Raw genomic sequence first — 12,700 nt, forward strand, 5'->3', positions numbered from 1 at the left:
CCATTGGCTCTAGTCGATGCCCACCCTGTGGACCTGACCGAGCATCCGCTGCTGGATACAATTGAAAAGCGCCGCGCCTTTCTCAGAGCAGGAACAAACTCGGGAACTGCTGTAAGTCAGATACCGAGAAGCGCCTCAGCCCATTGTAACGCAGGTCGCGCCCCGGAGGGTACGTAACTCCGTTGTTGTCGATGTATAGCGGCCTCGCGCTATGTTCGTCGTCCTCTCCTAACGTAAGAGTGAACAGCACGGTTGGATCAATCAACGATCCCGCAAAGCTCAGCCAAACATGATACCCTTGGTCTTGTTGATGAGAGAGCGCGATCAGGTCGGCCGACAAGTCTAGGATATCTTCATCGTCCCAGAGCCACTTTGTCGTCCCACCATCCGTTGTGGGAATGCCCAGATTGCCGACCTCCACATAGATTTCGGTCTCGGCGTACTGATCGAACTCAACCTGGATAGCAAGTTGGACCAGCTCAGCAAGGTTGACTGATACCAGCAGGCAATTCCCGGCGATCAACCGAGGAGGATTCAAGCGAAAAAGCCTTTCTCCCACGGTCTCCAAATCGTCTCTGAACTCAGAATCCAGCTGCAAAATCTCGTGAAGGTTCATGCTTGGCACCTATTGGGATGCCGGAACCTAACCTTCATCGGTAAACGGGAGATCAACTATCGTCCTTGGGGTGGACAATTCAACCGACGATGGCTTTGACACCAAGGCGAGACTGCAATTGGGTCGAGACGAATAAGGCCCGGAGTCCAGAAATCTCGAAGATTGACCAACGAACGGGGAGCTGGTGAGGTTCGCGCCCATTCCGGATCGATTGAGGTTATTCCGGATGGATGTGAAGCACAAAAAATCTTGGCGACCGCTGCAGGACTCGAACCTGCCACCTAGTGCTTAGAAGGCACTTGCTCTATCCAGATGAGCTAAGCGGCCGAAGACGTGACGTCTTCAAATTGAGTGGAGGCCTGACCGGGAATTGAACCCGGGTAACCGGTTTTGCAGACCGGTGCGTAACCACTCCGCCATCAGGCCAATCCTTGAACCGCCCGGAGTTTCACCGGGCGGTCGTCGGCGGGAAAGACCTTGAAGTCTTCGACCGCACGCCGACAGGTAACGATGGAGCCCCCAGCCGGATTTGAACCAGCGACATCCTGATTACAAATCAGGCGCTCTACCAACTGAGCTATAAGGGCGCAAGACCGTAAGGTCTTATATTCTGGTGCCGCTTAGGTGACTCGAACACCTGACTTCGTCATTACGAATGACGCGCTCTACCACCTGAGCTAAAGCGGCGTCCCGGCCCCAAGGCCGAAACAGTTCTCGTGTTCGGAGTCTTTCGACCCCTGGCGCTCCTGCTTGTCCTGCACGCCCCTCCCGGGTGCGGAGGACGGCGGTTCGCCGTCTTAAATTTGGCAGGGGCAGTCGGGATCGAACCGACGACCTTTGGTTTTGGAGACCAACGCTCTACCAGCTGAGCTATACCCCTACATGGAGGACCTAACCTCTTGAAATCGGACATTAAAAAAGGCCCGATCCGGTTGGATGGGCCTCGATGGTTAGTTCGTCGCGCTCAAATCAACAAGCGCTACCAACACCGCCGGGGGCCACCCCTGCGTTTCTGCACCACGTCCATGTGCATGTTCTGTTGGTCACGTCGAACTTCCTTCATCGGCGGGCGAAACCGTTTCGCCTTCAACGTCCTCAAATTCCCACGGCCGGATTAAATCGTCAAGCACTTTTTTCGTCGATGTCGTCTTTTTTGGGTTTCGGTCGTTCGGGTCAGTCAGGAAACCCGTCTGCCAGCACGAATGTCGGCATGAGGTGCACCTCGCACTCTTATATAGGCATGTAGGCTCAACGTTCGATCAATGGTCCGGTCACTCGCTTCTACGCACGGCAAATCAACTAGCCGTTCGGCGGATTCCCTTGCCATGGTCGCGGGATTCAGTCGACGTCTTCCATTTATTCTGCAAATCGAAGAACTCGAACGCTCAAGATGTTGACAGTGGGGTCTGGAGCCTCCAACTTTGTAATTCAAGAACTCATCAAAAGGGAATACCGATGTCGGACACCGAAGCGGCTGTTGTCGCCCAAGCCTATGACGGCGATCAGATCAAGGTCCTCAAGGGCCTCGAAGCGGTGCGCAAGCGCCCCGGCATGTACATCGGCGACACTGGAGACGGCTCCGGCCTGCATCACATGATCAACGAAGTCGTCGACAACGCGATCGACGAAGCGCTCGCCGGTTACTGCGATACCGTCGGCGTCTACCTCAACGCAGACGGCTCGGTCACGGTCACCGACAACGGCCGCGGCATCCCGGTCGACATGCACCCGACCGAAGGCCGCCCGACGGTCGAAGTCGTCATGACCGAACTGCACGCAGGCGGCAAGTTCGACCAGAACTCCTACAAGGTCTCCGGCGGTCTGCACGGCGTCGGCGTGTCCGTCGTCAACGCGCTCTCCACCTACCTGAAGGTCACCGTTCACCGCAACGGCAAGGAACACTACATCGGCTTCGCCCACGGCGAGGTGAAGGAACCCTTCCGCGTGGTCGGCGATTCCAAGCTCGACCGTTCGGGAACGCACGTCACCTTCCTGCCGTCCGACCAGACCTTCGACTTCATCGAATTCAAGGCCGACACCGTCAAGCGCAAGCTGCGCGAGCTGTCGTTCCTGAACTCCGGCGTCAAGATCATCTTCAACGACTTCCGCGACGCCGATCCGCAGGAGATCGTCTATCTCGCAGAAGGCGGCACCAGCGAGTTCGTCAGCTACATCGACCGCAATCGTACCGCGATGATCGACCGTCCGATCGTCTGCCGCGGCGACCGCGAAGTGAACCAGGGCGGCAACCCGGTCAACATCGGCGTCGACGTTTCCTTCCAGTGGAACAGCGAATACTCCGAAGACATCCACGCCTTCACCAACAACATCCGCCAGAAGGACCACGGCACCCACGTTCAGGGCTTCCGTACGGCGCTGACCCGCGTCCTGCTCGCCTATGCCGAAGCCAACCAGTCGAAGAAGGACAAGAAGGTCACCGTCACGGGCGACGACCTGCGCGAAGGCATGACCGCCGTCGTCTCGGTCAAGGTTCCCGACCCGAAGTTCTCCTCGCAGACCAAGGAAAAGCTGGTTTCGTCGGAAGTCGCCGGTGCCGTTCAGACCGTCGTCGCCGAAGTCCTGACCCAATGGCTCGACGAGAACCCGTCGGAAGCCATGCGCATCCTCGCCAAGGCGACCAACGCCGCCGCGGCCCGCGAAGCCGCACGCCGCGCCCGCGAAGTCTCGCGCAAGAGCGCCACCAACGTCGCCAACCTGCCGGGCAAGCTTTCCGACTGCACTGAGAAGGACCCGGCGAAGTCCGAACTCCTGATCGTGGAAGGTGACTCGGCTGGCGGCTCCGCGAAGCAGGGCCGCAACAAGCAGAACCAGGCCGTCCTGCCGCTGCGAGGCAAGGTCCTCAACGTCGAGCGCGCCCAGGTCGACAAGATGCTCCAGTCCGAACAGATCGGCACGCTGATCACCGCGCTCGGCTGCGGCATCAGGGACGAATTCGATGCGGACAAGGTTCGCTACCACAAGATCATCATCATGACCGACGCCGATGTCGACGGTTCCCACATCGACACGCTGCTGCTGACTTTCTTCTTCCGCGAAATGCCGGAACTGATCCGTCGCGGCTACGTCTATCTCGCCAACCCGCCGCTTTACGGCGCGAGCCGCAAGAGCGGCAAGAACAACAAGATCACCTACCTCAAGGACCAGGACGCGCTCGACAAGTACATCCTGGGCCTCGGCCTCAAGGACACGCACATCCAGCTCGCCGACGACAGCCGGATCGAACACGACGACGTCATGCGTCTCGCCCTCCAGAGCGGCCGCGACAAGCAGACGATCATCGACCTCGAGAACTTCATCCCGAACAAGGACGTGCTGACCACGCTCGTCGTGACGGGTTGCCTCGTTCCAGGCGCGATGGACACCGTCGAGAACCGCGAGGAAATGTGCAGCTGGTTGCCTGAAGTGCTGACGATGCGCACCGAGAAGACCAAGTGGACTGCGCAAGCCACCGAAGCAGGCATCCGCCTGACCATGAAGCAGCGCGGCGTCATCACCAACATCGACGTCGACGCCAAGGTCACCCACACGCCGGAAGCCCGGAAGCTGGCCTCCCGCGCCGAGGAACTCGGCCGGGTATTCGGTGGCGGCGCGACCTTCGTCAGCGGGGCTTCCGAAGCCAAGGTCTACTCGCCGCTCCAGCTCTACGACCATGCCTTCGAGCTCGGCAAGAAGGGCATCGAAGTGCAGCGCTACAAGGGTCTCGGCGAAATGAACGCTGACCAGTTGCACGACACGACCCTCGATCCGGCCGTCCGCACTCTGACGCAGGTCACCATGGACGACGAGGCCGCCGCCAGCGACCGTATCGTGACCCTCATGGGCGACGACGTTCCCGAGCGCCGCGAGTTCATCGAGAAGAACGCCCTCAACGCGGAACTCGACCTGTGATCAGGCAAGCCGCCGCGATGGCGATCGAAACGGGTGGTGGCCAGCTGGCCGCCACCCTTTCCCTTTTCACGCAAGCCTTCTCCCGCCTCGAGGCGGCCGGTCGGATCGTCCGCGACTTTCGTCAGGCCGACGACGGCAACATCTGGATTTTCGGATATCTGCTCGATGCGGTCCGCGATGCCGGCACGGTCGAGAAGTTCGAGCGCCGTCATTGCGATCACACCCGCATGCTGACCGATATCGTCTCCTCGCTCGAATGGGCGGGCCACGCGCGCGCGGCGTCCGTCGTCCGTATGCGGATGCCTACCGCATCGAGCAGCGTGCGCAAAGGACCGGCCTACGACGACCTGCAACGGCAGGCGCATATGCGTCGGTTCGCCTCTTTCGCATGGGGCGTCACCTTGGAGATGCACGGCAAGGGAATATGGCCGACCAATGACGACATCGATGCCTACCGCCAGGCCTACGAGGCCGCCGTCATTCCCGGGGACACTCCGTCCTTCCTGCTCGACGTCCGCGATCTGGTCTCGGATATCGCCCTTGAGGTGGCCCTGTTCGACGAGGCGGCGGCAGCCAGAATCGAAGCCTTCCGCGGCTGGAAGCGACCGATTCTCTGACACGTCCTCAATCGCAAACGGGAAAAGGGGCGCAATCGACATGCGCCCCTTTTCCCGTTTTGGTGAGGTTTGTAGCGATCAAGCCGCCTGCGAGCCGTTGCCCCTGCCGAGACCCATTTCCTTCGCCAGATTGGATCGGCGCTGGGCATATTCAGGTGCGACCATCGGATAGTCGCTCGGGAGGTTCCATTTTTCGCGGTACTGCTCCGGCGTGAGGTTGTAGACGTTGGCGAGATGCCGCTTCATCGATTTGAACGGCTTTCCGTCTTCCAGGCAGATGATGAACTCGCCCTTCTTGTCGATCGACTTGTTCACCGGAACGGCCGGCTCCCGGCGGGCAGGTGTTTCGGTCTGCGCGACCGGCCTCTGAAGCGCCTCGTATGTGGTCTGGATGAGACTTGGAATGTCTCCTGCCGGGACGTTGTGGTTGGAAAGGTACGAACTGACGATGTTGCTCGTCAGCTGGATCAGCGTGTCGTTCTGCGGTGCCGTCTGGATCATATCCATATTCAAGACCTCGTGGTGCTAACCTTGTGAGTGACCCGCCGACTGCTTCCGCGGGGATGATCGGGGTGTATTAAAAAGAACTCGCGCTGTCAAACACAAATATTGACAGACTTCGAGTTCTTCATATCGCGAAGTGAATTCTTGAAGAATTGTCCGCCGCCGCCATTCGAAGTCTTGCATTCATATCCGTCTTCTCCAACCATGGAAGGTGGAATGAAATAATCCCGAAAAGAGGCATCTACATGAACACCGAAACGACGTCCCACGTTGACGATTCCGAAATTCCGGTCCGCTACGAAGTCGCTGGCCAGGTCATCGAAGTCGAGCAGGTAAACCGGCTGGTCCGTCGCTTTCTCGTTGCCCAGACGAAGAAGCTCCGCAAGAAGCACGCCTACCTCAAGGACGTCCGCGACGCCGAAGGCAAGCGTCCGACGCTGGTCATCCGCCAGCAGAAGGCAGGCTCTCTTTCCATCGACGCCATCGTTGAGTTTCCTGAATCGCTGAAGGGCGAAGTCCAGGATGCGGACAAGGCGGAACGCGTAGCGTGATGGAAGCAATTCGACCGCTCGCCGTAGACCTCTTCGCCGGGGTCGGGGGCATGTCGCTCGGCTTCGAGCAGGCTGGTTTCGACATCGCGTGCGCGGTCGAACACATTCCCGTCCACGCCGCAGCCCACAAGTACAACTTCCCTGACACAGCCGTCATTTGCGGTGACGTGAGGGAAGTGACGGGCGCTGCGATCCGCGCGAGTTCCCGCATCGGAGATAGACGGGTCTCCGTCGTCTTCGGCGGCTCGCCGTGCCAGGGCTTCTCCATGATCGGCAAGCGGGCGATAGACGATCCCCGCAACGAACTGGTGCGCCATTTCATACGCCTCGTCGTCGAACTCGACGCGGATTACTTCGTGTTCGAGAACGTCCGTGGGTTGACGATCGGCAAGTACAAGGCCTTCCTCGAGGAAGTCATCGAGTGTTTCTCCGAATGCGGTTACGACTTGATCTCCCCCTATCAGGTCTTGAACGCCAACTGGTTCGGCGTGCCGCAGGACCGCTGGAGGTTGTTCCTCGTCGGCGCTCGGCGTGGCCTCAAGGTTCCATCGTACCCGGTGCCGGTGACCTCGCCAGCGTTGGCGCGCAAGCCTCTGGCGGGACTGCCCGTCGGTCCGACCGTTGCCGACGCTCTGTTCGACTTGCCGGACGCAGAAGAGTTCGAAGCCCTCAATTCTACCGACAAGGTGGAGGCGACCCTCGGCGAACCTTCCGCCTACTCCGCCGTTCTGCGCGGATTGGTAGACGACCCGACCGATTTCGCTCATCCGCGCGAGTTCCCGAACGGTGTCATGACGTCGTCGATGCGCTCGGACCATAACGATCTGTCGCGCTCCCGGTTCGCCGCCACGACACCTGGCACCGTCGAACCCGTCAGCCGGTTTCTCCGCCTCAACCCGGACGGCGTCTGCAACACGCTGCGTGCCGGAACCGGCTCCTTCACTGCGGCGCGCCCTATCCATCCCGTCCACGCCCGCTGCATCACGGTTCGCGAAATGGCGCGGCTCCACTCTTACCCCGACTGGTTCCGCTTCAACTGGACCAAGTGGAGCGGCGCGCGCGAGGTCGGAAATTCCGTTCCTCCGATGCTCGCCCGCGTGGTCGCGTCGAGCGTGATCAAGGCCATGGGACACGTGCCGACGAGGCCTGAAACCATTGTCTCTCCGGGTGACGAGACCCTCCTTTACATGGACGACCGCAGCGCCACGAAATACTTCGAAAAGGCGTAATCGAAGTCTTCCATTCTGTTGACACTATCGAGTGGGCTCGGCTACCTTAATTAAAGAACTCGCATCAGAGGAAATCCGAATGGTGAACCGCGCCTACAGCGATCCCGAAGGGGACGTGGAAATCTCGTCGCCCTATCGGGGCGACATCCGTTGCCGCAAACTGGTGGTAACGCAGACCGGGTCGATCGTCGGCAACGTCGAAGCCCATGACGTCCGCAATCACGGCCGCATCCACGGCGTGGTCAACGCATCCGACGTCTTCATCAACGCCGAAGCGGCGAAGTTCCGCGGCAGCGTGTTCGCTCCGCATCTCGGCATCCACCCGAATTCTGTGTTCGAGGCCAACGGTTCCAACTCCCGCCGCTTCGACGTCGACCAGATGTCTCCCGTTTCCACGTCGGTCATCGAGACCGCCGTTCAGGAAGGCATCCGGCGCGAGCTTGCCAAGCGCGGCATGACCTCCGACGACCAGGGCTTCAACGTCTCTCCCGACACCACCTTCGCCCGCCCCCGGGCTGTCGAAGCGGTCGCGGAAGCTGCGACCGCCGCACCGATTGACACCGTTGCGGTCGAAGTCGCCCCGCGGACCCATTTCGGCACACCCGCCGCCAAGGCGTCGCCCGTGCCGAATCCGCCGGAATTCGTGGACCTGTCATGGGCACCGCCGGGGATCGGCCGAGCCGTTCACGTCCAGTCGCGCCAGCCGCGCGCCCTGCCCCCGCTCTTCGCGACCAAGTAAAGCATTTCAAGGAAGGAAGTCCCCGTGGACGACAACAACAACGACATCCATGACGAGTTCGACGGCCAGGAAGCCGAACTCGAACTGGACGAAGCGCAGCTGGACCAGATCGTCGAAGGCGGCGTCAAGCGCAGCGAGCTGACCGATACGATCTCGCAGAAGTTCATCGACTACGCGATGAGCGTCATCGTCTCGCGCGCCCTGCCGGACGTCCGCGACGGCATGAAGCCGGTTCACCGCCGCATCATCTACGCAGGCGACCAGGCCAATTTCCGCGGCAGCGGCACCAGCTATTTCAAGTCCGCACGTTTCACCGGCGAGACCATGGGTAAGTACCACCCGCACGGCAACTCGGCGATCTACGAAGCCATGGTCCGCATGGCGCAGCCTTGGCAGCTGATCCACCCGCTGATCGACAGCCAGGGCAACTGGGGTTCCCGTGACGGCGACGGCGCGGCCGCCGAACGTTACACCGAAGCCCGTCTCGCGAAGATTACCGAATACCTCCTCCACGATCTGGAGAAGGAAACCGTCGACTGGCGCGACAACTACGACGGCAAGCTCCAGGAACCCAAGGTCCTTCCGGCCAAGTTCCCGAACCTGCTGGTCAACGGCGGCCTCGGCATCGCGGTCGGCATGGCGACCAATATTCCGACCCACAACCTGGCCGAAGTCCTCGACGCCTGCGCCGTGGTCCTCCAAAACCCCGACGCCACGCTTGACGACGTTCTGGCCGTCATGCCCGGTCCCGACTTCCCGACCGGCGGCACCATCATGGGCCTCGGCGGCATCCGCCAGTCCTTCGAGACCGGCCGCGGCTCGATCCGGATGACCGGCAAGTTCGAAATCGAGGAACTGAAGGGCAACAAGAGCCAGATCGTCGTCACGGAACTGCCGTACGGCGTCAGCGCCAAGCAGATCATCGTCAAGGTCGCCGAGCTGGCCGAAAAGAAGGACGGCACGGGCAAGCGCGATCTCGAAGGCCTCGCAGACGTCCGCGACGAATCCGGCAAGGGCATTCCGATGCGCGTGGTCATCGAGCTGAAGAAGGACGTCGATCCGAACATCACGCTCAACTACCTGCGCAAGAAGACGAACATCGTCTGCAATTTCAGCACCAACATGGTCGTCCTGAACTCGCAGGGCCAGCCGGAGCGCATGGGCGTCATGCAGGTTCTTCGCGAATTCGTGAAGTTCCGCCAGCAGGTCGTCCGCCGCCGCACGATCTTCGACCTCAACAAGGCCCGCGACAGCCTCTACAAGCTGGTCGGCCTCTATGCTGCGGTATCGATCGTCGACGAAGTCATCCGCCTGATCCGCTCGTCGGCGACCACCGAAGAAGCCCACAACAAGCTTCTGGCGCTCGAGCTTCCGATCAGCCCGGAATTCCGCGTCCTGCTCAACGAAGCCGACCCGGACGAAGAATACGGCGACGTCTTCCGTCTCTCGGACACCCAGGCATCGACGATCCTCGAAATGCGCCTGTCGAAGCTCACCAGCTTCGGTCTCGACAGCATCGCCGAGGAAGTCCGCGAGATTTCGGCCAACGTCCGTGGCTTCATCGCCATCCTGAACGACATCGTCGTCCTCAACGAAGTGGTCCTGCGCGAGTGGGAAGAAGTGAAGGCCAAGTTCGGCAAGAAGCGCCTGACGACGATCGACGCCGTCGACTACGACGAACTTGACGAAGCCGATCTCGTCGAGCGCAAGGACATCATCATCACCGTCTCGAAGACCGGCTACGTCAAGCGTACCGACATCGACGCCTTCCGCGAGCAAAAGCGCGGCGGCAAGGGTCGCAACGGGATGGAGACGAAGGACGACGATTACGTCCACACCACGCTCAAGTGCACCACCAAGACTCCGCTGACCGTCTTCACGACGAACGGCAAGGCGCACTCGATCATGGCCTACAAGTTCCCCGAAGGCGGTCCGGCTTCCAAGGGCCGTCCGCTGGTGAACTTCGTCGACCTCGACAAGGGCGAGTCCGTTTCAGCCATCATCTCGATGCCGGAAACGCCTGAAGAACTGGCCGGCAAGAGCCTCGTGTTCGTCACCAGCTTCGGCTACATGCGCCGCAACGAGGCCAAGGATTTCGCCAAGATCAACTCCAACGGCAAGATCGCGATCGACCTCAAGGACGAACATGGCGTGAGCCGCGGCGATCTCGTCTCGGTTATCCTGACCTCCGACGACCGCGACATCCTTCTGGCCACCGAGCAGGGCTTCTGCCTGCGTTCGCCGATCTCCGACCTGCGCGTCTTCAACAGCCGCAAGTCGGTCGGTGTCAAGGGCATCAACCTCGGCCTCGGCAATCGCGTCATCAGCGCCTCCGACCTGAACCACGTCGACTTCTCGCCGCAGGACCGCGATGCCTACCAGGCCGGCGGAACGCTCACGACCAAGGACGACCTCGGCAACGAGATTGTCACGGTCCTGACGCAGCAGCGCATGCAGGAGATGAAGGACAGCGAAGAGATGCTGCTCACCATCACCTCGCTGGGCTTCGGCAAGCTGACATCGGCTCACGAGTACCGCGTCACCAACCGTGGCGGCAAGGGTGTCATGGCGGCCAACGTCAGCTCGCAGACCGGCAACCTCGTCGCCTGCCTGCCCGCCAAGCTCGATGACGGCCTGATCCTGACCACGGACGGCGGCCAGACGATCCGCACCCGCGTCAGCGAGCTTCGCACCCTGTCTCGTATGACCAAGGGCGTCCGCACCTTCCGTCTGGCCGGCGGCCAGAAGATCGTCGGCGTGGTCCTGGTCGGCGGCGACGACGTACCGGAAACCCCGGACGACGCGTCGGGGGAAGCCTCGAAACGCAGGAATAACACCTCAGGGCGCGCCGCCCCGGCGCGCCCATCGCCAATTGCAGAACACCATCCCCGAAGCGGGACCACAGATATCCGGAGACACACATGAGCGTTAAGGCATTCATCGACGAGGCAACCGAAGCAGCGTTGGGCATCGATGCGGCGAACCGTCAGGTAGACCTCGCCAAGGAAGGCGTCGAAGCGGCGCGCGCGGCTCTCGAGGCCAGCAGGGTCGCGGTCGACACAGCCAAACAGGGCGTCGCCGCCGCCAAGGAAGTATTCGAGAGCTTCGCCGAGCGCGCCGAGCAGTACGGCCTGACCCGTTCCAAGTTCAAGGACGTCGTCGAGCGCATGAAGTCGGTTCTGGCCGATATCGGCGCTATCGAAGTCACCGCCGCTGCAGAACCCACCGAAGCCGCCGAGCAGAAGCCGAAGACCCCGCGCAAGCGCAAGGGCGAGGCAGCAGCCGAAACCGCTCCAGCCGAACAGGCCGCCGAGCAGGCACCACAGGTCGATGCCGAGCAGGCCATCGAGTCGACCGCCGACACCGAGGCGGGCGAGACAACCGGAGTCGAGGACATCAACGCCACCGCCTTTACCGAGGCTCTCGGCGTATCGATTGCCAATGAGGAGATCGTCATCGCCGAGCTGACCGATCCGGTCTCCATCGCCGCCGCTGAAAAGGCCGCTGCCGAGGGACACGTGGAATGGAACGACGTCGTTGCCGCCGACGAGCCTGCAATCGAGGCCGCCCCGGTTGAAGCGCCTGAACTGACCCGTGCCGAGGCTGTCCAGACGGCCGTCGAGGAGCAGATCGCTTCCGTCGTCGCCATTTTCGATGTAGCCCAGCACAACATCCTGCGCGCCGAGCGCGAGGTGATCGTCGGCGAAACCACCGATCCGGAAGTCATCGCCGCCGTCGCCGAAATCGCCGAGATCGAATCCGTTGTCGAAGACGCAGGCATCCAAATTGAAGAGACCGCGCACGAAGCAGAGCAGGAAGACCCCGAAGACGACGAGCTGGACAACAGCATGGCCGAGCAGGAACTGCTCGATTTCGTCGACGAAATCGGCACTTCCGACGACGACGTGAAGAAGGTCCTTTCGGCAGCCGTCAAGGTCGTGTCCTGGCACACCACCAACGTCGCCAAGGCCGTCCTTCGTACACACTCCTCGCCGTTGACGCTCGCAGGCGTTCTCGTCGTCGAAGACTCCGCCTACGCCCCCAAGGACATCAAGGACGCCTACAACGTCGCCCTGTCGTTCGGCGGCGAGAAGCTCGCGGCTGCGATCTCCTGGTTCAACAAGTCCCTCGACCTGCTTGCGGACGCGAAGCCTGTCGAAGACTTCCGCTTCACCGAAGCCGCGAAGACGCCCCGCGTCCGCAAGCAGGAACCTGCTGAAGCCGCCCCGGCCCCGAAGGCCGAGGAAACCATCGCGGAAGCGCCCGCTGTTGAAATCGTGGACGCTGCCCCGGAAACCACCGAGGCTCTCGACGAGATCATCGACGCGACCGTCGAGGCGGCAGAGGCCTCAGAGACGATCGAGGACATGCAGCTCTTCACCGCTGCCGAAGAAGACGAAGCTCCAGAACTCGCCGCTGTCGAGCCGGAGCCGGCCCCGGTCGTAGAAAAGCCAGCTTCCGTCCCGCCAAAGGTGACCAGGCCCTCCTGGCTGGCCAAGTAGGCGTAGCCCCCACGCTCCCTAAACACTAATGAA

Annotated in this window: 9 protein-coding genes and 5 tRNA genes; 7 read left to right on the top strand and 7 right to left on the bottom strand. The window is 61.3% G+C overall.

The window, feature by feature from the left end; genetic code table 11:
* Positions 1-82: 82 nt before the first annotated feature.
* The 6 genes from FHT76_RS06185 to FHT76_RS06210 form a co-directional block, all read right to left on the bottom strand.
* Entirely contained in the window at positions 83-616 is a 534-nt protein-coding gene (locus tag FHT76_RS06185; protein WP_259184902.1) for a hypothetical protein, read from the bottom strand.
* A 250-nt stretch (positions 617-866) separates the two neighbouring features.
* Positions 867-943 (bottom strand) — tRNA-Arg (locus tag FHT76_RS06190).
* Positions 944-968: 25 nt separating this feature from the next.
* Positions 969-1,042, bottom strand: a tRNA-Cys gene (locus FHT76_RS06195).
* Positions 1,043-1,127: 85 nt separating this feature from the next.
* Positions 1,128-1,203, bottom strand: a tRNA-Thr gene (locus FHT76_RS06200).
* Positions 1,204-1,227: 24 nt separating this feature from the next.
* Positions 1,228-1,303, bottom strand: a tRNA-Thr gene (locus tag FHT76_RS06205).
* Between the two features lie 117 nt (positions 1,304-1,420).
* Positions 1,421-1,496, bottom strand: a tRNA-Trp gene (locus tag FHT76_RS06210).
* Positions 1,497-2,071: 575 nt separating this feature from the next.
* Between FHT76_RS06210 and gyrB the strand changes: the two genes are divergently transcribed.
* Together gyrB and FHT76_RS06220 are read left to right on the top strand one after the other, a co-directional pair.
* Positions 2,072-4,525, top strand: coding sequence for a DNA topoisomerase (ATP-hydrolyzing) subunit B (gene gyrB / locus FHT76_RS06215; protein ID WP_259184903.1), 2,454 nt, complete (start codon positions 2,072-2,074; stop codon positions 4,523-4,525).
* Complete coding sequence (locus tag FHT76_RS06220) at positions 4,522-5,142, top strand: hypothetical protein (RefSeq protein WP_259184904.1); 621 nt, start codon at positions 4,522-4,524, stop codon at positions 5,140-5,142. Before gyrB ends, FHT76_RS06220 begins: the two co-directional genes overlap by 4 nt.
* A 78-nt stretch (positions 5,143-5,220) precedes the next feature.
* On the opposite strand, the gene FHT76_RS06225 is transcribed toward FHT76_RS06220, so the two are convergent.
* Positions 5,221-5,649, bottom strand: coding sequence for a MucR family transcriptional regulator (locus FHT76_RS06225; protein WP_310503282.1), 429 nt, complete (start codon positions 5,647-5,649; stop codon positions 5,221-5,223).
* Positions 5,650-5,891: 242 nt separating this feature from the next.
* Between FHT76_RS06225 and FHT76_RS06230 the strand changes: the two genes are divergently transcribed.
* From FHT76_RS06230 to FHT76_RS06250, 5 genes are all read left to right on the top strand, one after another.
* On the top strand, positions 5,892-6,197 hold the full coding sequence (locus FHT76_RS06230) for a hypothetical protein (RefSeq protein ID WP_259184905.1): 306 nt from the start codon (positions 5,892-5,894) through the stop codon (positions 6,195-6,197).
* The gene (locus FHT76_RS06235) at positions 6,197-7,426 is read left to right on the top strand and encodes a DNA cytosine methyltransferase (RefSeq protein ID WP_259185556.1); all 1,230 of its coding nucleotides are present in this window, start codon (positions 6,197-6,199) and stop codon (positions 7,424-7,426) included. The genes FHT76_RS06230 and FHT76_RS06235 overlap by 1 nt, the downstream gene beginning before the upstream one ends.
* Before the next feature lie 79 nt (positions 7,427-7,505).
* Positions 7,506-8,165 carry a polymer-forming cytoskeletal protein gene (locus FHT76_RS06240; RefSeq protein ID WP_259184906.1) on the top strand — a complete coding sequence of 220 codons (660 nt, stop codon included), beginning with the start codon at positions 7,506-7,508 and terminating at the stop codon, positions 8,163-8,165.
* A gap of 24 nt (positions 8,166-8,189) precedes the next feature.
* Positions 8,190-11,090, top strand: a complete 2,901-nt coding sequence (gyrA, locus tag FHT76_RS06245; RefSeq protein WP_259184907.1) for a DNA gyrase subunit A — start codon at positions 8,190-8,192, stop codon at positions 11,088-11,090.
* Complete coding sequence (locus tag FHT76_RS06250; protein ID WP_259184908.1) at positions 11,087-12,667, top strand: hypothetical protein; 1,581 nt, start codon at positions 11,087-11,089, stop codon at positions 12,665-12,667. Before gyrA ends, FHT76_RS06250 begins: the two co-directional genes overlap by 4 nt.
* Positions 12,668-12,700: the final 33 nt, after the last annotated feature.

This window comes from Rhizobium sp. BK176 (assembly GCF_024808055.1).

Excerpts from the sequence above, each read along its gene's own strand:
- FHT76_RS06240 (WP_259184906.1), top strand. The coding sequence starts at position 7,506 with ATGGTGAACCGCGCCTACAGCGATCCCGAAGGGGACGTGGAAATCTCG.
- FHT76_RS06250 (WP_259184908.1), top strand. The coding sequence starts at position 11,087 with ATGAGCGTTAAGGCATTCATCGACGAGGCAACCGAAGCAGCGTTGGGC.
- gyrB (WP_259184903.1), top strand. The coding sequence starts at position 2,072 with ATGTCGGACACCGAAGCGGCTGTTGTCGCCCAAGCCTATGACGGCGAT.
- FHT76_RS06235 (WP_259185556.1), top strand. The coding sequence starts at position 6,197 with ATGGAAGCAATTCGACCGCTCGCCGTAGACCTCTTCGCCGGGGTCGGG.
- FHT76_RS06225 (WP_310503282.1), bottom strand. The coding sequence starts at position 5,649 with ATGGATATGATCCAGACGGCACCGCAGAACGACACGCTGATCCAGCTG.
- FHT76_RS06185 (WP_259184902.1), bottom strand. The coding sequence starts at position 616 with ATGAACCTTCACGAGATTTTGCAGCTGGATTCTGAGTTCAGAGACGAT.
- FHT76_RS06230 (WP_259184905.1), top strand. The coding sequence starts at position 5,892 with ATGAACACCGAAACGACGTCCCACGTTGACGATTCCGAAATTCCGGTC.